Source organism: Asanoa sp. NPDC050611 (assembly GCF_040654855.1).
Lineage (GTDB): Bacteria > Actinomycetota > Actinomycetes > Mycobacteriales > Micromonosporaceae > Asanoa.
In genome coordinates this window covers 16,919-35,017 of record NZ_JBFAIU010000038.1, presented here as the reverse complement: position 1 = coordinate 35,017, position 18,099 = coordinate 16,919, and the positions used below count along the sequence as shown (strand labels likewise).

Below are 18,099 nucleotides of genomic sequence, written 5' to 3'. Positions count from 1 at the left end.
CCGGCGCCCGTGCCCGCAGGCCGGAGGCCAGAGCCGTGGCCGGAGGCCCGGCGCCCGTGGCCGGAGGCCCGGCGGCCCGTGCCGGGAAGCCGGAGGCCGGAAGCCGTGGCTGGAAGCCGTGGCCGGAGGCCGGAGGCCGGAAGCCGGAGGCCGGAAGCGGGAGGCCGGAGGCCGGAGGCCGGAGGCCGGAAGCCGGAAGCCGGAAGCCGGAAGCCGGGGACCGTGGCCGTAGCCGTGGCCAGAGGCCGTGGCCAGAGGGCCTCGAGGCCGTTGCTTTGCCCTCGCTGGGCGGTGGTCGTGGTCAGGGCTCGTGGCCGCCGCGCGTGGCCAGGGACGTGCGACGTGGCAGGTGGCCCGCGGGAGGGCTGCGCGATCGATAGCCCTTGGTCGTGGGCCGATGGTGGTTCGTGGCGCCCGGCCGTGGAGATAGCGCGGGCACCAGGCCAGCGGTCGGGCTGGACCTAAGCGCCGGCCAGGAGTTCCGCGGCGGCCAAGCCGCTGGAGCGGGTCGCTCCGTAGGTGGCGATGTGCGTGGCGCCGACGATCGCAGCCGGAACCCCGAGTTCCACCACCACCGCGTCCGGGCGGGTGGACAAGGCCGACGCCACCAGGGTGCTCATCCACGCGTGGCGGTGCAGGTCGCGGACCACCAGGACCAACGGGCGGCCGGCGGCCGCCAGGATGGAGCCGTCCGCGGCGTCCGATTCCGTCAGGCGGACCGTGGTCGTGCCGGGTAGCAGGGCCGCCAGCGGCGCCGCCAAGCCCCACGGTGTGTCCGTCCCCGCTGCCATGTTCGCCGGCGGCGACAGCTCGATCACGTGCGGCGGTCCGGCGAGCGGCAGCGACGGCGACGAGCCGCCGACCTTCACCGCGCGGCGCGCCGCGGCCAGGCCCACCGGCGAGCCGGAAGCGCCGTGCCATGCGCCCGGTGCCGACGCCGCCCGGGCCGTCGCTGCCCACGCCGCCAGGTGTTCCACCCGCTTCGCGGCCTCCACCAGGCGGTCCTCCGCGAGCTGCCCCGAAACCACCGCGCCCGCGATCGCCGCGCGCAGCCGCTCCGCCGTTGCTTCGTCCGCGTTGTCGCCGCCTACGCAGATCGCGTCCGCACCCGCGGCCAGCGCCGCCACGACCGCTGTCTCGAAGCCGAACTGGTCGACCAGCCCGCGCATCTCCATGCCGTCGGTGATCACGGCGCCTTCGAAGCCGAGCTCGTCCCGCAGCAGTCCGGTGAGGACCGAGCGGCTCAGGGTCGCCGGCAGGGTGGGGTCGATGGCCGGGACCAGCAGGTGGCCCGTCATCACCGCCTGGACGCCGGCGGCGATCGCCGCGCGGAACGGGAGTAGTTCGACCGCGTCCAAGCCTGCCCGGTCGCGCGGGATGCGTGGCAGGTCGTGGTGCGAGTCGACGGCCGTGTCGCCGTGGCCCGGGAAGTGCTTGGCACACGCCGCTACGCCCGCGGCCTGGAGGCCCGCGATCCACGCCGCGGTGTGGCGGGCGACGAGGGCCGGGTCGGCGCCGAAGCTGCGTACGCCGATGACCGGGTTGTCGGGGTTGTTGTTGACGTCCGCGTCGGGCGCGTAGTCGAGGTTGACGCCCGCCGCGGCCAGTTCGCGGCCCAGGTCGTGCGCCACCTCCTGGGTGAGCGCGACGTCGTCGACCGCGCCCAGGGCCAGGTTGCCCGGCCGGGAGCTGCCGGTGCGGGACTCGAACCGCGTGACGTCGCCGGCCTCCTCGTCGACGGCGACCAGCACGTCGGCGCGTTCCGCGCGCAGCGCCGCGGTCAGCGCGGCCACCTGCTGCGGGTCGCGGACGTTTCGGGCGAACAGCGCCACGCCGCCGAGGCCCTCCCCGAGCCACCGGCGCACCCAGTCGGGCGGCGTGGTGCCCACGAACCCGGGCTGCAGAACGGTCGCGGCCAGCCGCAGCAGTTCGCCGCCAGGCTCGGTCATCGGTGCATCCCCCCGTATCAACAAGGCTTCGGGCCTTCTGCTGCTTGGTTTCCGCCGACCGGAGGTCCAGGCGGCTCAGCAAGCTCGGTCCTCGAAATGGTCACACCCGACCCAGAAATAGTCAACAAACTTTCCAGTTGGCGGGCGGCGCTAGAGTGCCCGCATGGCGGCGGAGAACGTGAGTTGGTACGACGTACCCGGTGTCCAGATCTTCGGTGCCGTCATCGGCGCGCTCGTGCTCGTCTACGCGATCCGGCGGATCTTCAAATGACGCAGGGTTGACCCTGCCCGGCACGGGTACGGACGCCCCATGCGCATCGGATACTTCCTGTCCTCGGAGGAGTACACGCCCGCCGAGCTGATCGCCCAGGCCAAAGGCGCCCAACAGGCCGGGTTCCAGGCACTGTGGATCTCCGACCACTACCACCCGTGGGTCGACGCGCAGGGGCAGAGCCCGTTCGTGTGGTCGACGATCGGCGCCCTGAGCCAGGTCTGCACGCTGCCGGTGACCACCGCGGTGACCTGCCCGACGATCCGGATCCATCCGGCCGTGGTCGCCCAGGCGGCCGCGACCAGCGCCGTGCTGCACGAGGGCCGGTTCACCCTCGGCGTCGGCAGTGGCGAGGCGCTCAACGAGCAGATCCTCGGCGACGACTGGCCCGAGGCCGACGTGCGCCTCGAGATGCTCGAGGAGGCGGTCGCCGTGATGCGCGAGCTGTGGCAGGGCGGCGTGGTCTCCCACCGCGGCCCGCACTACACGGTGCGCAACGCGCGGATCTACACCCGACCCGACACACCGCCACCGGTGTACGTGAGTGGCTTCGGCCCCAAGGCCGCCGAGGTCGCCGGGCGGATCGGCGACGGCTACGTCAGCACGATCCCGGACGCCGACCTGGTCAAGAAGTTCCGCGAGAGCGGCGGCGGCGACAAGCCGGCCCAGGCGGGCTTCAAGGCGGCGTTCGCGGCGACGGCCGCCGAGGGGGCCCGGATCGCGTTCGAGAAGTGGCCCAACAGCGCCGTGCCGGGCGAGCTGTCGCAGATCCTGCCCACGCCGAAGCACTTCGAGCAGGCGTCGCAGCTCGCCACCGAGGAGAAGGTGGCCGAGGCGTTCGTCTGCGGCAACGACGCCGGCGCGCACCTGGAGATGATCGACACGTACGCGCAGGCCGGTTTCGACGAGGTGTACGTCGCCAACACCGGACCGCACTACGAGGGGCTCTTCGACCTGTACGCGTCCTCGGTGCTGCCGAAGCTGTCCCGATAGCGTTTCGGCGCACGGCGGCCCGGGTAGAGCGGCTCGGCGATGAAATCAACGATCACCTCCCTGCGCCTGCGGCGGGCCGCCCGAAACCTGTTCGGTTGGAAGACCCTGCGCCCGGGTCAGCTCGACGCGATGCGCGCGGTCCTGCGCCGCCACGACGTGCTCGCCATCATGCCCACCGGCGCCGGCAAGTCGGCGCTCTACCAGGTGCCGGCGACCCAGCTGGCCGGCCCGACCCTGGTCATCTCCCCGCTGCTCGCCCTCCAGCAGGACCAGATCGGCGGCCTGGAGCGGCGCGGCGCCGCACCGCTGAAGGCCGTCCGGATCTCGTCCGCCGAGACGCCGAAGCAGCGGGAGGCGGCCCTCGAAGCGCTGCGCGACGGGCACGCCGAGTTCCTGTTCATCACCCCGGAGCAGCTCGCCGACCCGGATCGCCTCGATCAGGTCAAGAAGCTCAAGCCCTCACTGGTCGCGGTCGACGAGGCCCACTGCATCTCCGCCTGGGGCCACGACTTCCGGCCGGACTACCTGGCGCTCGGCCACGTGATCAGGCAGCTCGGCCGCCCGCCGGTGGTGGCCCTGACGGCCACGGCGTCGCCGCCGGTGCGCGACGACATCGTCGCCCGGCTCGGCCTCGAACGGCCCAAGGTGATCATCAACGGGCTGGACCGGCCCAACCTGTTCCTCGAGGCGACGAACTGCCCGACCGAGGACTACCGCTGGCGCCGGCTGCAGGCGCTGCTGGCCGAGGGCGAGACGCCGGGGATCGTCTACGTGCCGACCAGGCGCGGTGCGGAGGAGCTCGCGGAGCGGCTGCGCGAGGCCGGCCACAAGGCGGCGCACTACCACGGCGGCATGGCGGCGGGTGCCCGCGAGACGCTGCACGAGGAGTTCCTGGCCGACCAGGTGCCGATCATGGTGGCCACGTCCGCGTTCGGGATGGGCATCGACAAGCCCAACATCCGCTGGGTCGCGCACGTCGCGCTGCCGGACTCGCCGGACAGCTACCTGCAGGAGATCGGTCGCGCCGGCCGGGACGGCCTGTCCGCCCGTACGCTGCTGCTCTGGCGGGCCGAGGACGAGGGCCTCCAACGGTATTTCACCGGTGCCACGCCCGCCGTCGACGAGCTGCGTGACCTCGCCGCCGTCCTGCGCGCCGACGGGCCGCTCACCAAGACGGCGCTGCGCGAGCGCACCGGGCTCGGCGCCCGCAAGCTGGGCCAGCTCGTCGCGCTGCTGGAGCAGGTGGGTGGTGCGGTCACCCGGTCAGGCGGCAAGGTGGCCAGCCCGCGCTACGCACCCCCGCCGGCCGAGGTCGCCGCACTCGCCGTCGCGGAGGCCGAGCGGCAGCAGAGCCTGCAGAAGTCGCGGACCGACATGATGCGGGGGTACGCGGAGGCGCGCGGCTGTCGCGGCCAGGCGCTGCTGGCGTACTTCGGCGAGAAGATGAACCACGTCTGCGGCCACTGCGACAACTGCGTGGCCGGCCGCGGCGAGCCCGACAACGGCGCCGTCGGCCCGTTCCCGGTGCACAGCACCGTCCGGCACGCCGAGTGGGGCAGTGGCATGGTGATGGGCTACGAGGACGACCGGATGACGGTGCTGTTCGACGAGGTCGGGTACAAGACCCTGTCGGTGCCGGTGGTCTCGGAACAGGGCCTGCTGGTGGCCGACCCGCGTTGACTACGCTGTCGTTGGCTTTCGACTCGCCGTATCGGCTTGAAGTGAAAGGTGTCCCATCGTGACCGACTCTCCCGTGTTCACCGAGTTCGGCTTCTCCGACTCCGAATGGGGCCTGCTCGTCGGCCTGCCACAGTCGGTGCTGACCGCCGCGAGCGCGGCCGAACACGACGGCACCCGCCGCACGCTGGCCGAGAACCACGCCGGCCTGGAAGCGATCGCCGAGGGCCGCGAGTCGGCGAGCCCGCTGGTCACCGCCGTGGCCGGCGAGCTGGTCACCCGGGTGGGCGACCCCGAGGCCGGCGAGGAGCTGCCGGCGATCGAGCCGAGCGACCCCGAGGCCTACGCCGACGACGTGCTGGGCCGGGCCCGCTCGGCGGCCGAGCTGCTGACCGCGAAGGCGAGCGAGGGCGAGGCCGGCGCCTACAAGCACTGGCTCGTGACGATCGCGGAGCAGGTCGTGACGGCGGCGCCGTCGGGCGGCATCCTCGGCGTGGGCGGCGACGTGGTCACCGACACGGAGCGCGCGTTCCGCGACCGGCTCGCCTCGGTGCTCAACGACTGAGATGCTCGCGCACGAGGTGGCCGGGCCGCCCGCGGCGCCGGTCGTGGTGCTGGGCAGCTCGCTCGGCACCACGCGCGCGATGTGGGCGCCCCAGATCGCCGCGCTGAGCACGGAGTTCCGGGTCGTCGCGTACGACCATCGTGGACACGGCGCCTCCCCGGTGCCGCCCGGCCCGTACGCCATCGAGGATCTGGGCCGGGACGTGCTCGAGCTGCTCGACCACCTCGGGCTGCGACAGGTCCACTACGCGGGGTTGTCGCTGGGCGGCATGGTCGGGATGTGGCTGGCCGCCCACGCGCCGGAGCGGATCGACCGGCTGGCGCTGCTCTGCACATCGGCGCACATGCCACCCGCGTCCGGCTGGCACCGGCGCGCGGCGACCGTGCGCGCCGAAGGGATGAGCGCCGTCGCCGACGCGGTGGTGGCCCGCTGGTTCACGCCGGCATTCCCGCCGGACGAGGTGGCGACGTTCCACAAGGCGCTGGTCGCCAACGACCCGGCCGGCTATGCCGCCTGCTGCGCGGCCATCGCGGGGATGGACCTGCGCCCGGCGCTCGGCCGGATCACCGCGCCCACCCTCGTGATCGCGGGCGCAGCCGACGCCGCCACGCCACCCGAGCCCCACGCGCGGACCATTGTGGACGGCATCGGCGCTCGCCTGGTCGTGCTGCCGGACGCCGCACACCTCGCCAGCGTCGAGCGCGCGGAACAGGTCAGCGACCTGCTCCGCCGGCACTTCACAGGCGGGTGAGCCGCACCGCGTCGGCGATGACGTAGCCCGTGCCGCTCGTCCAGCGGCTCACGCCCACCTTGTTGCCCGCGCCGGCCGGCAGCGTGAAGACGCCGAGCGGCACCCACTGCCCGCCGCCGGACCGCTGGTTGACCACGACCGACTGGTTGCCGGTCGTCGTCGCCACGATGTAGGGCGCCTGGTTGTTGTAGCCCGCGTCCGCCGGGTACCAGACGTCGACCGCGTACGTGTCGGTCGCCGGCGTGGTGGCCGCGTACCAGGCGACGTCGCTGGCCGAGACGGGGTTGGCGAACCGGTAGTCGGCGCCGAACCGCTGCGCGGAGAAGGCCGAGGTGCCCCAGTTGGCGCCGGCCGCGAACCCGGCCGACGAGTTGTCGAGCGTGACGCTCCACTCCTGGCCCGGCGGCGGCCCGGCCGCGTTGCTCACGTCGAGATAGTTGCGGTCGATCCGGATCGTCACGCCGCCCCAGGTCTCGGTCACCTCACCGGCGTACTGGTGCAGCCGCTGGTGGTCGGCGTAGCGGTCGTCGGCGCAGTAGCTCCCGCCGTCCGTGTCGGCGACGCCGTTCCACCAGGCGATCCAGATCTGGTCGAGCCGCGTGTACGCCGGGTCGTCGTAGGCGTCGCACACGTCCTTGATGCCGGACGACCCGCTGGAGTAGACCCCGGCCAGATAACCGCGGGTGTGCAGCCGCTCGGTCCAGCCGGACAGGAACGAGAGCACCGCCGCCTTGCAGGACGCGTTCGACGGGTAGTGCTCCACGTCGTTGTAGATCGTGCTCCCGGCCCCGATCCCCAACGCCTGGGCGGCGCTGACGGCACTGTCGGCGGCCGTCCCGCCCTGCGTGCGGGCGGTGGCCGGGTTCGCGGACATCTTCGGCGTACGCGTGCCGCACGGCGCCTGGTAGCCCAGCTCGATCGGAATCAACCGCCACCCGTTGGCGACCTGGTTGCTGACCCAGGTGGCGGTCAGGTTGGGCTGGGCACAGGACCGGCTGGCCCCGCTGATGTAGATGCCCACGGCCCGATAGGGCGAACTGGCCCGCCAGGCGTTCATCGCGGACTGCGCGGGCGCCGTGCAGGTGTCGAACCCACGCCCGACGAACGTCCCCGGCTGCGGCGCGACGGCCGCCACCGCCACCTCCGGCACCGCCAGGGACGCCACCGCCGTCATGAAGGTTCCCACCAACAACGCCACGGTCTTACGCATCGGCGAACTCCCAGCCCAGGAAGATTTCCTACGTCAGCCACGCATGACGTGAAAGTTTCTATCACAAATTCATGGACGAGGATAGATATGGCGAAGCGCTGCGCGTGAACAGCGGCTTTCGAGCGATCCAACTGTCAGCCGACCGCGTTGACCTTGGTCGCGGCAGCGTGGTGGACTCCTTGTTGCAAACTCTAGGCAATAACCGGAGTGGCGCAATATGCTACCGGCGGCTCGATCGCCTCGGGGAGGGGTCCATGAACGGTGTGGCGATGCACATCGCCAACGGCATCGTCAACGCTCAGGTGTCGGCGGTCTTCGCCGCCATCGCGGCGGCGGCGCTGGCGATCTGTGTGTGGCGCGGACGTGCCGACCTCGACGACCGGCTGGCCCCGATGGCCGGCCTCGTCGCGGCCTTCATCTTCGCGGTCCAGATGCTCAACTTCCAGGTGCTGCCCGGCGTCTCCGGCCACCTGCTCGGCGGCACGCTCGCGGTGGTCCTGGTCGGCCCCTGGGTCGGCGCGCTCTGCGTCTCGACCGTGCTGATCATCCAGTGCCTGCTCTTCGCCGACGGCGGCCTGACCGCGCTCGGCCTCAACATCACCAACATGGCGGTGATCGGCACCGCGGCCGGCTACCTGCTGGTCGCCGGGTTGCTGCGGATCCTGCCGAAGACGCCGCGTGGCGTCGCGGTCACCGCGTTCGTCGCCTCGATCGTCAGCGTGGTCGTCGCGTCGCAGGCGTTCGTCCTGGAATACGCGCTCGGCGGCACGACCCAGCTCTCGATGACGACCATCGCGGGCACGATGGCCGGCGCGCACGTCCTGATCGGCATCGGCGAGGGCCTGATCGCGGGTGTCACCGTCGCGACGGTCGCCCGCATCCGACCCGACCTGGTGTACGCGCTGCGCCGGTTCCGCACCGCCCGCCCGGTGGCGACCAAGGCCGCGCAGACGACCGTGGGAGCCCAGGCATGAAGAAGCGCATCGGTTGGTTCATCGCCGGCGGCCTGCTGATCGCCGCCCTGCTCGCGGGCGTCGTGTCCAGCTTCGCCTCGTCGAGCCCGGACGGCCTCGACGCCGCCGCCCGCAAGGGGTGCACGTTCGACGCCGACGACAACATCACCGGCGGCACCTGCATGGCCCAGCAGGAGCAGGACCACCAGCTCAAGGACAGCCCGCTGGCCGACTACGGCATCAAGGGCATCGACAACGAGTTCCTGTCGACCGGCCTGTCCGGCGTGCTCGGCGTCGCGGTCACGTTCGCGATCGGTGGCGGCGTCTTCTGGCTGGTCCGCCGGCGCGGCCACCACGAGGAGAAGACCGACTCGGCCGCCGGGAGCGCGAGCGCCTGATGGGCGCGGGACACGCTCATCCGCTGCACCTCGACCACGACAGCCGGATCCACCGGCTGCCGGCCGAGGTGAAGATCGTGGCAACCCTGCTGTTCACCATCGTCGTCGTGATCACCCCCCGCGAGAAGTTCGTGGCCTTCGCCGGCTACCTCCTGCTTCTCGTGGGGGTGCTGGTCCTCGCCAAGGTCCCGCCCCTGTGGCTGGCCAAGCGGGCGACGATCGAGCTGCCGTTCGTGCTCCTCGCGATCGCGCTGCCGTTCGCGGGGCACGGCGAGCGGACCGAGTGGCTCGGCATGTCGCTGTCGATCGACGGCCTGCACGGCGCGTGGAACATTTTCGCCAAGGGCACGCTGGGCGTCCTCGCGTCGCTGCTGCTGGCCGCGACCACCACGACCCGTGACCTGATCCTCGGCCTGGACCGGCTACGCTGCCCGCAGGTCTTCACCCAGATCGCGACGTTCATGCTTCGATACCTCGACATCCTCTTCGACGACGCCCGCCGGATGCGCGTGGCGCGGCTCTCGCGCGGCTACGACCCGCGGTTCCTCTGGCAGGTCAAGGCGTTCGCCGTCGGCGTCGGGGCGCTGTTCATCCGCTCGTACGAGCGCGGCGAGCGGGTCTACCTGGCGATGGTTTCCCGCGGCTACAGCGGCCGGCTCCCCCGCCCCGACGGACCGGGCGCCACCACCGCGGACTGGGCCCGCTCGGCCACCCTGCCGGTCGCGGCCGGCATCATCGCGCTCGCGGCGGTGCTGGCATGACGGCCTCCCTGACGGTCAGTGACCTGCACTTCGCCTACCCCGACGGGCGGGAGGTGCTGCACGGCGTCGACCTGACCGTCGGTGCCGGCGAGCGGGTCGCGCTGCTCGGGCCCAACGGCGCCGGCAAGACCACGCTCGTGCTGCACCTCAACGGGATCCTGCACGCGGGTTCGGGCTCCGGCTCCGGCTCGGTCGACGTGGCCGGGCTGACCGTCGACCCGAGCGACCGGGCCGGCATCGCGGAGATCCGCCGCCGGGTCGGCATCGTCTTCCAGGACCCGGACGACCAGCTCTTCATGCCGACCGTGGCCGAGGACGTCGGGTTCGGCCCCGCCAACCTCGGGCTGCGCGGTGCCGAGCTGCGCGAGCGGGTCGACGAGGCGCTGGCCGCCGTCGACATGACCGCGCACCGCGACCAGGTGCCGCACCACCTGTCGTTCGGCCAGCGCCGCCGGGTCGCGGTGGCCACCGTGCTCGCGATGCGGCCGGAGATCCTGGTGCTCGACGAGCCGTCGTCCAACCTGGACCCGGCGAGCCGCCGGGAGCTGGCGGAGATCCTGCGGTCGCTGCCGGTGACCGTGCTGATGGTCACGCACGATCTCCCGTACGCGCTGGAGCTGTGCCCCCGCTCGGTGATCCTCGACGAGGGCCGGATCGCGGCCGACGGAAAGACGGTCGACCTGCTCCGCGACCCGGAGCTGATGCGCGGCCACCGCCTGGAGCTGCCGTTCGGCTTCGACCCGGCGTTCGCCCGATGAGAAAGGGGAGCCCTTGCGGGCTCCCCTGCACTCACGGCGTCGGCCGGTTCACTTCGCCGCGCCAGCCACCTGTCTCGGCGCCGCGGCTCTCGATGAACTCCTTGAACCGCTTGAGGTCACCCTCGACCCGGCGGTCCACCACGTGGAGCTTCTCGCCGGCCTTCTCGAGCATGCCGTCCGGCTCGAACTCCATCTGCGCGGTCACCCGCGTGTGTTCGGCGTCGAGCCGGTGGAACGTCACCACTCCGGACTGCTTCGTGCCGCCCACCGAGGTCCAGGCGACCCGCTCGTCCGGCAGCTGTTCGGTGATCTTCGCGTCGAACTCCCGCTTCACACCGGCGATCTCGGTCTTCCAGTGCGTGGTGCGGTCGTCGAGCTGACGGATCTCCTGGACCCCCTCCATGAAGCGGGGGAACTCCTCGAACTGGGTCCATTGGTTGTACGCGGTGCGCACCGGCACCGCGACGTCGACGGACTTGGTCACGCCACCCATGTGGCTTGATACCTCCTCTGTCTGCCGGTTTCCGCGCCTGGGCGGACGGTCACCAGCGTTGTGTCTCGTTGTGGTGTCCGAGCGCGGCCCAGGCCTCGGACACCGTCTGGAACCGGACTCCGGTGGGGAGCCGGTCGATCTCGGCCAGCACGTCGTCGGGCGCCTCGTTCTGCTCGGCGTCCGCGCGCAGGCGGTCCCGGTCACCCGGCAGCGCCGACCGGTTGATGTAGCGGCCGAACCGACTGCGCAGCTCGACCTCCTCGGGCGTCATCCCCTGCGGAACGCCCGTACCGTCGTCGCCCTCCGGCACCATGCTGGATTCCGGTTGGTCCTCGCCGGCCGGCTCGGCCTCCCGGAACTCCTCGGCCCGCCCACCGGCGGTGCCCTTCACGATCCCGTCGACCTCGTGCGCGAGCTCGTCGTCGACACGAGCACTGTGCTTAGCGTTGCCCCGTTCCATGCGTTTTGGGCTACCCACGGGCCCGATGCCTAAACCGGCGCAGCGGAACCTTCCACCCCACGGGCCTCAGTCCGCGGGCTCGCGCGGCGGCAGCACCGGGTCGTCGACCTGGTCGGCCCCGGCCTGCAGCTCCCGGCCGCGCTGGACCTCCGCGTTGACCTCGACGCCGAACATCACCGCGGAGTTGACCAGGTAGACCCAGACCAGGAACGCGATGACCGCACCGAGGCTGCCGTACGTCTTGTCGTAGGAGTCGAAGTTGGCCACGTAGAGGCCGAAGCCGAACGAGGCCAGCCCGATCGCCAGCAGCGTGACGAAGCCGCCCACGGTGAGCCACCGGAACCGGGGCTGCCGCACGTTGGGCGCGATCCAGAACAGCAGCGCGAGCAGCAGCATGGCGATCAGCACGAGCACCGGCCACTTGGCGACCGTCCAGGCCAGCCGGGGTGCCTCACCCAGGCCGAGCCGGTCGCCGAGCACGGTGGTCACCGGCCCGCTGACGATCAGCGCGAGCGCCACCAGGGCCAGCAGCACCAGCGCGGCCATCGTGAGCAGGATCTGCAGCGGCCGCAGCTTCCAGACCGGCCGGCCCTCCTCGACTCCGTAGATCGCGTTGGACGCCCGGGTGAAGCCGCCGACGTAACCGGAGGCCGACCAGATCGCGGTCAACAGACCGAAGCTGAGCAGCACGCCGGCCGCGCTCTTCTGCCCGACGACCTGCTTGATCGCCGAGATCACACCGTCGTTGTCGACCAGTGAGGCGGCACCCATGTCGCGCAGCAGGCCGATCACCGTGTCGACCGTGCGGTCGCCCTGCGAGACCAGGTTGACCAGCGCGACCACCACGATCGCCGACGGGAACAGCGCCAGCACCGTGTAGTAGGTCAGGCTGGCGGCCCAGTCCGAGCAGTTGTCCTTGACGAAGCCCTTGCCGGCCCGCACCAGCACGCCGCGCCAGGTGCGCCAGTGGAGCTGCCGGAGCCGCCGCGGCAGGGCCGCCGGGTCGAAGTCGAGACCGGCCGTGGTCGCCATGCGTCCGCCTTCCAAGCCGGCCCCCGGCGTCTGCCCGATGGGGCGTCACTGCGAGCGCGGGCGTTCGTACCCACTGTTGTCGTTCGGCAAACGTGCCGGTGGCGCTGGTACGCGGCGTACTGGTGATGTTTAGCGCGTCACCGACCGGAAACCACTGAGCCCTGGTGAGGTGGATGTCACCGGGCGGAATCGCCGGGAAAGACCAGACTTGCACGGGTACGTCAGTTCGGCGCGAGAGGATGAACGCATGCGCATCGCGATGATCTCCGAGCACGCGGACCCGTCCGACGGGGTGGCGAGCGGCGGTCGCGGTGCCTACGTCGGCGACCTGTCGACCGCGCTCGCGGCCGCGGGCCACGAGGTCCGCGTCTACACGCGCCGGGTGGCCGAGTCCGCCGCGGCGTCGACCGAGTTCGGCGGCGACGGCGTGGCGGTGGTCAGGGTGCCCGCGGGGCCGGCCCGGCCGCTGTCGGACAGCGAGCTGCTCCCGTACACGAAGGATTTCTCCCGTTGGCTCGTCGACCGCTGGCGCGGCGACGACTGGACGCCCGCGGTCGCGCACGCCCACTTCTGGACGAGCGGGCTGGCCGCGGTGACGGCCGGGCGCCAGACCGGGGTGCCGGTCGTGCAGTCCTACCACGAGCTGGCGACGGCGGCCCGGCGCAACGACGTGTTCAGCGGGCCCCCGCAGCGGATCGGCTACGAGCGGGTGCTCGGGCGGGCGGTCGACCAGGTGGTCGCGCAGAGCCAGGACGAGCTGCGGGAACTCGTCCGGATGGGCGTGCCACGGTCGCGCCTCGTGCTGATCCCCGGTGGCGTCGACGACGAGCTGTTCCAGCCGGAAGGCCCGGGCGCGGCCCGCGGCCCGCGGCGCCGGGTGCTCTCGGTGGGCGCGCTCACGCCGCGCAAGGGCCACCAGGACGTGATCTCCGCGCTGCGGCTGGTGCCCGACGCCGAGTGCGTGGTGGTCGGCGGACCGCCGGCGGCCGGGCTCGCCGAGGATCCCGGTGCGCGGTCGCTGCGCGAGCTGGCCGACCGCTACGACGTGGCCGACCGGGTCCATCTGATCGGCTCGGTGCCGCGCCGGGAGATGCCACAGTGGTACCGCTCCGCGGACCTGCTGGTGGCCGCACCCTGGTACGAGCCGTTCGGCCTGAGCCCGCTGGAGGCGATGGCCTGCGGCGTGCCGGTGGTCGGCACGGCGGTGGGCGGCATCGCGGAGACGGTCGTCGAGGGCCTGACGGGTGACCTGGTCGCGCCGCGCGACCCGCGGGCGCTGGGCACGGCGATCCGCCGCCTCCTGGGCGACCCGGTCCGCCACCTGGCCTACGCCACGGCGGCCATCGACCGCGCCCGCCAGGTCTACTCCTGGAAGCGCGTGGCGGCACAGCTGTCGTCGGTGTACGCGGCCCTGGCCGGCATGCGCACCCGACCCAGCGGCGCGGTCGCGTAGGTGGTCAGGCGGCCGCACATGCCGTAGCCGTGCTCCGGTGGTGGGCCGAGCACCGTCAGGCGCCCGTCGTGCAGGTGGTGGAAGCCGCCCTCGGCCAGCCGGTCGAGGTGGTCGCCGGTGGCGGTCGCCGCGGCCAGCGGGCCGTCGCGCCAGCGGTCGCGCCACCCCGGCAGGTTCGTGCGGACCAGGTCCGCCGCCCGGGCGTAGAACTCGGCCAGGGCGTCGGGGCCGTCGCGCTCGACCGCCGCCCGCAGGCGCAGGAAGCCGTCGACGGCCAGGTCCTTGCGGCGCCGGGCCCCGCCGGCCGGGTCGTCGGACGGCAGGGTGGCGGCCGCCGCATAGCTCGCCGGGTCGGCCAGGTGCGCGGGCGGGAACGTGAGCACCGCGTCGCCGGCCTCCGGCAGGCCCGCGTTCTGCATCACCACGAGGATCTTCAGGCCGCCGTCGTTGACCAGCCGGTGCACGACGCCGGGTGCGAACCAGGCGACGGTCAGCGGCGCGAGCGGCGTCTCCGCGAAGCCGTCCGCGCCGAGCGTCTGCAGGCGGCCACGGCCCTCGAGCACCACGTAGCCCTCGGTGCAGACCAGGTGCACGTGTGCCGACCCGCCGGGCAGGCCGTCCGGGCCCGTCCAGTCGTACACGGCCAGGTGGGTGACGCCCGTGCCGCCCGGGAACAGCGTCATGCCGCGAGCCTTGCGCAGGTCTTGTGGTCGAGGTCGCCGTCGGCGACGACGACCCGGTAGCGCAGGGTCAGCGTCTCCCCCGGGCCGACCCGCCGCACCTCGGCGAACGCGGCCGGGCAGAGCACCGCGTAGACCTCGCTGCGGACGAACCACGCGGTCGGTCCGGTGTGGTCGGCCATGAGCAGGGTCGACTGCTCGCCGTCACCGTCGTGGCGGCCGGTGAACGCCATCCACGGCGCCCGCGCGCCGTTGAGCTCGTCGGTGCCCTCCGCGTCCGGGATGCGCACGGTGCCGCCGCTGAAGCTGCGCGGGCCGCGCCAGAACAGGCCGCTGTACGCCGCGCCCGCCCGGCCCTCCGTCTCCGGGCTGCCGATCGCCAGCTCGGTGTCGCCGATGTTGCGCAACGCGGTCGTCAGGTCGAGCTGCCAGGCACCGTCCTCCGGCAGGGCGGTGACGTCGAGGCCGCGCTCCTCCGCGAACACGTGCCGGCCGTCTTGTGCGACCCAGGTGAGCTGCTCCGCCACGGCGATCCGGTCCGCCGCCGCCGACAGCTTCGTGAAGCCGTCGTGCAGCTGCGCGCCGTTGTTGGGCAGCTGGGCATACCCACCGTAGGGGCGTAGGTAGGTCGGCCCGCCCCAGAAGTTGTCGGCGCCCACGTTGGCCAGCGCGAGCGACATGCCCTTGTGCCAGACGTGGTCGTGCGGGCGGTAGAGGCTGACCGGCCGGCCGTCGAGAGTCCACATCGGATGGAGGTACGGCCGGGGCGACTCGCGCTGTTCGTCCCACGGCCGGTAGACGTAGCGGAACAGCTCCCGGTCGCCCCAGGTGACCCGCAGCGCCCGGTCGTGCTCGTGGGTCAGCCCGAGCCCGACGCGGGCCGGCTCGGTGCCCGTGCTCATGCCACCTCCTGTCGCGCGACGATCCGCCAGGGTGGGCCGCCGCCCTGCATCCGTTCGTGGAACGGCGATCCCGGCCCGAGGTCGCCCGGCCCGACCGGCCGGCCGGTGAACGCCGACGCGTAGACGGCGGCCACGAGCCGCATCGTGCGGCGGGCCTCGGCGAGCGTGACCGGCGGCCGCCCGCCCGCCTCGAGCGCGTCGAGCACGGCGGCGAACTGGGCCCGGTGGCCGCTCGGCACGCCGCGCTCGCCGCCGTGCCAGGCGCTGAGCACCGCCTCCTCGTGCCCGGACACCGGGGTCACCCGCCAGGCGTCCTCGCCGTAGCCGTAGAGGTGGGTCAGCTCGACCGTGGCCCGGGCGAAGTCGAACCGCAGGTAGCTCTGCTCGCGCGGGGAGAGCACGCTGTTGACCACGCTGGCGACGCAGCCGTTGGCGAAGCTCACGTGGGCCAGCGAGAGGTCCTCGGTGTCGACGTCCCGGGCCTGCCGCCGGGCGAGCGCCGCGACCTGCGTCCAGTCGCCGAGGATCGCCAGCAGGAGGTCCATCTGGTGGATGCCGTGTCCCATCGTCGGCCCGCCGCCCTCGGTGTCCCACCGGCCGCGCCACGGCACGTCGAAGTACTCCTGCGAGCGGTACCAGGTGGTGTGGCAGACGGCCAGCAGCGGCCGGCCGAGGACGCCCGCGTCGTGCAGCGCCCGGAGCCGGCGGGCGCCCGAGCCGAACCGGTGCTGGAACACGGTCGCCACGTGCCGTCCACTGTGGCCGGCCGCGGCCTCCAGCTCCGCGAACTCGCGCAGCGTCAGCGTCGGCGGCTTCTCGACCAGCACGTGCGCGCCGTACGCCAGCGCGGTGCGGGCCGCTTCCAGGTGCGCGCCCGGCGGGGTGCAGACGTGCACGAGGTCCGGTCGGGTCCGCTCCAGCACGCGGGCCAGGTCGGTGCCGGCGTGCGGGATCCCGTGCGTCCGGCAGAAGCTGCGGGCCAGCGACCCGTCGACGTCGACGCCGGCCACGAGGTCCACCCGGTCGCCGAGGCCGCGGAGGGCCTCGGCGTGGATCCTGGCGATGGTGCCGGTGCCGACGAGGGCGACCTTCATCGGATGCCGGACTTCTGCAGCTGCTCGGTGAACTCCGCGCGGACCTTGTCGCCGCCCTGCGAGCGCCAGTTGCTGATCACCTCGTCGAGGTGGCTGAGCTGCTGGCGACCGGCGATGATGTCGTTCTGGCCGTTGAGCACGAGCTGGCCGAGCGTCGGCTGCTTGCGCGACCACTCGTCGGAGAACAGGCCGTTGGCCACCACCGGGTCCGGCACCGAGGTGTCGATGATCGCCTTCTGGTAGTCGTACGACGACTGGGTCGCCTCCGGACGGCCCGGGATGAAGATGGTGTCGGGCGCGTCGACGATGTAGCGGACGCCCAGCACGGTCTGGCTGGCGCCGGCCTGGGTCGAGACGGGCCCGCCGTTCTCCATCTTGTAGTGCGTGCCCTCCTGCCCGTAGCGCCGGAACAGCCACTCCGCGGTCCCGAACGGGGCTGCCAGGTAGTTGCAGAGCTTGAGCAGGTCGCGGGTCCGGCCCTCGTCGGCCTTCTTGAACACGGTGAAGTTGTTGATGGAGCCGGCGCTGGACTGCCACGTCGGCGCGAAACCGCCTCCGTCGTACTTCGGCGGCCGCATGCCGCTGATCTTGAACTCCGGCCCGGCGATGTTCTCGGCGTAGTACTGGGGCCAGGCGGTGTAACGGTCGGCGGTGAGGAGCGCCTCGCCGGCGTTGAACCAGCGCTTCGTCGGCGCGTTGTTGGCGAAGCTGTCCGGGTGCACGACGCCGGCCTTGTACAGCTCGACCACATCGGACAGTGCCTTGCGGAACTCCTCGGTCTCCACGACGTTGGTCAGCTTGCTGCCGTCCCAGCGCCAGCCGTTGGGCGCGCCGACCATCTGCTGCACCAGGTGCATGAGCCCGCCGGCGTTGACGATCGCCCAGCGGTTGGCCTTGGCGTCGGTCACCTTGACGCAGAAATCGCGGAACTCGGCGAAGCTCTTCGGGTCCGGGTCCACGCCGAGCTTGGCGATGACGTCGTCCCGGCGGAACATCAGGGTGCCGGCGACGCCGCGGTGCACCGGCACGCCGTAGATGCCGCCGTTGTAGACGCACTGCCGCCACGCCGCGCTCGGGATGTTGGCCAGGTTCGGATATTCGTTGACCGCGTCACCGGCCAGGAACGGCGTCAGGTCGGTGCATTTCGTGGCCATCCACTGTGGCAGGTTGCCGATGCCGGCGGGCACGCCGTTGGGCAGGAACAGCGCGGGCACGATCAGGTCCGGCAGGTCGTCGCCGGTGATCAGGGTGGAGAACTTGGTGGCCATCTCCGCGCTGGGCGTGATCGTGAGCTGCAGGTCGACGCCCAGCTCCCGGTCGAGCGCCTGCCAGAACGGGTTGTTGCCCTTCGGCGGCGGCACCGGCGAGCCGGTGAGCACGAACGCCGAGACGGTGCCGCCGCTCAACGGCGGCCCGGTGAACTGCTTTGGCGGCGGGCTCGGGTAGGCGAGGAACGCGTTGAGCAGCCCGTTCGCGTTGCCGGGCAGGTCGGGTTTGACGGCGGTGGACGGCACGTACGACGGCAGCTTGACGCTCTGGTTGTTCGCGGCGCTGTTGTCGTTGGCGCCGCCGTCGTCGCCGCCGCAGCCGGCCAGCAGCGAGCCGGTGGCCAGCGCGGCGGCGCCGGAGAGAAGCGTGCGGCGGTTGACGGGCCTGTGCAGGTAGCTGTGGCTCATCCGGGGTCTCCTCGCTGTGGGAC

General features: G+C 72.4%; 18 protein-coding genes. 9 read left to right on the top strand and 9 right to left on the bottom strand.

Going from position 1 to position 18,099, the window contains the following annotated elements:
• Positions 1-461: 461 nt before the first annotated feature.
• The gene (locus AB0H87_RS09015) at positions 462-1,949 is read right to left on the bottom strand and encodes a glycoside hydrolase family 3 protein (protein ID WP_360141905.1); all 1,488 of its coding nucleotides are present in this window, start codon (positions 1,947-1,949) and stop codon (positions 462-464) included.
• A gap of 310 nt (positions 1,950-2,259) precedes the next feature.
• On the opposite strand from AB0H87_RS09015, the gene AB0H87_RS09010 reads away from it, so the two are divergent.
• Genes AB0H87_RS09010 through pcaD form a run of 4 tightly spaced genes read left to right on the top strand, consistent with a single transcriptional unit; the run spans position 2,260 to position 6,206 of the window.
• Positions 2,260-3,213: a TIGR03557 family F420-dependent LLM class oxidoreductase gene (locus tag AB0H87_RS09010; protein ID WP_360141903.1), complete on the top strand. Its 954-nt coding sequence runs from the start codon at positions 2,260-2,262 to the stop codon at positions 3,211-3,213.
• Between the two features lie 39 nt (positions 3,214-3,252).
• The gene (locus AB0H87_RS09005; RefSeq protein WP_360141901.1) at positions 3,253-4,893 is read left to right on the top strand and encodes an ATP-dependent DNA helicase RecQ; all 1,641 of its coding nucleotides are present in this window, start codon (positions 3,253-3,255) and stop codon (positions 4,891-4,893) included.
• 58 nt (positions 4,894-4,951) lie between these two features.
• The gene (locus tag AB0H87_RS09000) at positions 4,952-5,455 is read left to right on the top strand and encodes a hypothetical protein (RefSeq protein WP_360141899.1); all 504 of its coding nucleotides are present in this window, start codon (positions 4,952-4,954) and stop codon (positions 5,453-5,455) included.
• 1 nt (position 5,456) lies between these two features.
• Positions 5,457-6,206, top strand: coding sequence for a 3-oxoadipate enol-lactonase (gene pcaD / locus AB0H87_RS08995; protein WP_360141897.1), 750 nt, complete (start codon positions 5,457-5,459; stop codon positions 6,204-6,206).
• Here pcaD and AB0H87_RS08990 read toward each other — a convergent pair.
• Entirely contained in the window at positions 6,193-7,380 is a 1,188-nt protein-coding gene (locus AB0H87_RS08990; protein ID WP_360141909.1) for a glycoside hydrolase domain-containing protein, read from the bottom strand. The two genes, pcaD and AB0H87_RS08990, sit on opposite strands and share 14 nt — an antisense overlap.
• 290 nt (positions 7,381-7,670) lie before the next feature.
• Between AB0H87_RS08990 and AB0H87_RS08985 the strand changes: the two genes are divergently transcribed.
• Genes AB0H87_RS08985 through AB0H87_RS08970 form a run of 4 tightly spaced genes read left to right on the top strand, consistent with a single transcriptional unit; the run spans position 7,671 to position 10,286 of the window.
• On the top strand, positions 7,671-8,390 hold the full coding sequence (locus AB0H87_RS08985; RefSeq protein WP_360141895.1) for an energy-coupling factor ABC transporter permease: 720 nt from the start codon (positions 7,671-7,673) through the stop codon (positions 8,388-8,390).
• On the top strand, positions 8,387-8,767 hold the full coding sequence (locus AB0H87_RS08980) for a PDGLE domain-containing protein (protein WP_360141893.1): 381 nt from the start codon (positions 8,387-8,389) through the stop codon (positions 8,765-8,767). Before AB0H87_RS08985 ends, AB0H87_RS08980 begins: the two co-directional genes overlap by 4 nt.
• Positions 8,767-9,528, top strand: coding sequence for a cobalt ECF transporter T component CbiQ (gene cbiQ, locus AB0H87_RS08975; RefSeq protein ID WP_360141891.1), 762 nt, complete (start codon positions 8,767-8,769; stop codon positions 9,526-9,528). The genes AB0H87_RS08980 and cbiQ overlap by 1 nt, the downstream gene beginning before the upstream one ends.
• Entirely contained in the window at positions 9,525-10,286 is a 762-nt protein-coding gene (locus tag AB0H87_RS08970; protein WP_360141889.1) for an ABC transporter ATP-binding protein, read from the top strand. The genes cbiQ and AB0H87_RS08970 overlap by 4 nt, the downstream gene beginning before the upstream one ends.
• 31 nt (positions 10,287-10,317) lie before the next feature.
• Here AB0H87_RS08970 and AB0H87_RS08965 read toward each other — a convergent pair whose 3' ends face one another.
• The 3 genes from AB0H87_RS08965 to AB0H87_RS08955 all read right to left on the bottom strand — a co-directional run bounded on the left by AB0H87_RS08965 (position 10,318) and on the right by AB0H87_RS08955 (position 12,271).
• Positions 10,318-10,779, bottom strand: a complete 462-nt coding sequence (locus AB0H87_RS08965) for an SRPBCC family protein (RefSeq protein ID WP_360141887.1) — start codon at positions 10,777-10,779, stop codon at positions 10,318-10,320.
• 49 nt (positions 10,780-10,828) lie between these two features.
• Positions 10,829-11,239, bottom strand: coding sequence for a DUF2795 domain-containing protein (locus AB0H87_RS08960; protein ID WP_360141885.1), 411 nt, complete (start codon positions 11,237-11,239; stop codon positions 10,829-10,831).
• Between the two features lie 66 nt (positions 11,240-11,305).
• Entirely contained in the window at positions 11,306-12,271 is a 966-nt protein-coding gene (locus tag AB0H87_RS08955; RefSeq protein WP_360141883.1) for a YihY/virulence factor BrkB family protein, read from the bottom strand.
• Positions 12,272-12,518: 247 nt separating this feature from the next.
• Between AB0H87_RS08955 and AB0H87_RS08950 the strand changes: the two genes are divergently transcribed.
• Positions 12,519-13,724, top strand: coding sequence for a glycosyltransferase (locus AB0H87_RS08950; RefSeq protein ID WP_360141881.1), 1,206 nt, complete (start codon positions 12,519-12,521; stop codon positions 13,722-13,724).
• Here the strand turns inward: AB0H87_RS08950 and AB0H87_RS08945 are convergent.
• The 4 genes from AB0H87_RS08945 to AB0H87_RS08930 are packed head-to-tail and all read right to left on the bottom strand — an operon-like array spanning position 13,634 to position 18,076.
• Complete coding sequence (locus tag AB0H87_RS08945) at positions 13,634-14,407, bottom strand: cupin (RefSeq protein ID WP_360141879.1); 774 nt, start codon at positions 14,405-14,407, stop codon at positions 13,634-13,636. The genes AB0H87_RS08950 and AB0H87_RS08945 overlap by 91 nt on opposite strands.
• Positions 14,404-15,306, bottom strand: coding sequence for a PmoA family protein (locus AB0H87_RS08940; protein ID WP_360141877.1), 903 nt, complete (start codon positions 15,304-15,306; stop codon positions 14,404-14,406). The genes AB0H87_RS08945 and AB0H87_RS08940 overlap by 4 nt, the downstream gene beginning before the upstream one ends.
• Positions 15,303-16,400, bottom strand: coding sequence for a Gfo/Idh/MocA family oxidoreductase (locus tag AB0H87_RS08935; RefSeq protein ID WP_360141875.1), 1,098 nt, complete (start codon positions 16,398-16,400; stop codon positions 15,303-15,305). The genes AB0H87_RS08940 and AB0H87_RS08935 overlap by 4 nt, the downstream gene beginning before the upstream one ends.
• Complete coding sequence (locus AB0H87_RS08930; protein ID WP_360141873.1) at positions 16,397-18,076, bottom strand: hypothetical protein; 1,680 nt, start codon at positions 18,074-18,076, stop codon at positions 16,397-16,399. Before AB0H87_RS08930 ends, AB0H87_RS08935 begins: the two co-directional genes overlap by 4 nt.
• Positions 18,077-18,099 lie beyond the last annotated feature (23 nt).

Bases quoted from the DNA above. Each gene is read 5' to 3' on its own strand.
- AB0H87_RS09015 (WP_360141905.1), bottom strand. From the start codon at position 1,949: ATGACCGAGCCTGGCGGCGAACTGCTGCGGCTGGCCGCGACCGTTCTG.
- AB0H87_RS09010 (WP_360141903.1), top strand. From the start codon at position 2,260: ATGCGCATCGGATACTTCCTGTCCTCGGAGGAGTACACGCCCGCCGAG.
- AB0H87_RS09005 (WP_360141901.1), top strand. From the start codon at position 3,253: ATGAAATCAACGATCACCTCCCTGCGCCTGCGGCGGGCCGCCCGAAAC.
- pcaD (WP_360141897.1), top strand. From the start codon at position 5,457: ATGCTCGCGCACGAGGTGGCCGGGCCGCCCGCGGCGCCGGTCGTGGTG.
- AB0H87_RS08990 (WP_360141909.1), bottom strand. From the start codon at position 7,380: ATGACGGCGGTGGCGTCCCTGGCGGTGCCGGAGGTGGCGGTGGCGGCC.
- AB0H87_RS08985 (WP_360141895.1), top strand. From the start codon at position 7,671: ATGAACGGTGTGGCGATGCACATCGCCAACGGCATCGTCAACGCTCAG.
- AB0H87_RS08980 (WP_360141893.1), top strand. From the start codon at position 8,387: ATGAAGAAGCGCATCGGTTGGTTCATCGCCGGCGGCCTGCTGATCGCC.
- cbiQ (WP_360141891.1), top strand. From the start codon at position 8,767: ATGGGCGCGGGACACGCTCATCCGCTGCACCTCGACCACGACAGCCGG.
- AB0H87_RS08970 (WP_360141889.1), top strand. From the start codon at position 9,525: ATGACGGCCTCCCTGACGGTCAGTGACCTGCACTTCGCCTACCCCGAC.
- AB0H87_RS08965 (WP_360141887.1), bottom strand. From the start codon at position 10,779: ATGGGTGGCGTGACCAAGTCCGTCGACGTCGCGGTGCCGGTGCGCACC.
- AB0H87_RS08960 (WP_360141885.1), bottom strand. From the start codon at position 11,239: ATGGAACGGGGCAACGCTAAGCACAGTGCTCGTGTCGACGACGAGCTC.
- AB0H87_RS08955 (WP_360141883.1), bottom strand. From the start codon at position 12,271: ATGGCGACCACGGCCGGTCTCGACTTCGACCCGGCGGCCCTGCCGCGG.
- AB0H87_RS08950 (WP_360141881.1), top strand. From the start codon at position 12,519: ATGCGCATCGCGATGATCTCCGAGCACGCGGACCCGTCCGACGGGGTG.
- AB0H87_RS08945 (WP_360141879.1), bottom strand. From the start codon at position 14,407: ATGACGCTGTTCCCGGGCGGCACGGGCGTCACCCACCTGGCCGTGTAC.
- AB0H87_RS08940 (WP_360141877.1), bottom strand. From the start codon at position 15,306: ATGAGCACGGGCACCGAGCCGGCCCGCGTCGGGCTCGGGCTGACCCAC.
- AB0H87_RS08935 (WP_360141875.1), bottom strand. From the start codon at position 16,400: ATGAAGGTCGCCCTCGTCGGCACCGGCACCATCGCCAGGATCCACGCC.
- AB0H87_RS08930 (WP_360141873.1), bottom strand. From the start codon at position 18,076: ATGAGCCACAGCTACCTGCACAGGCCCGTCAACCGCCGCACGCTTCTC.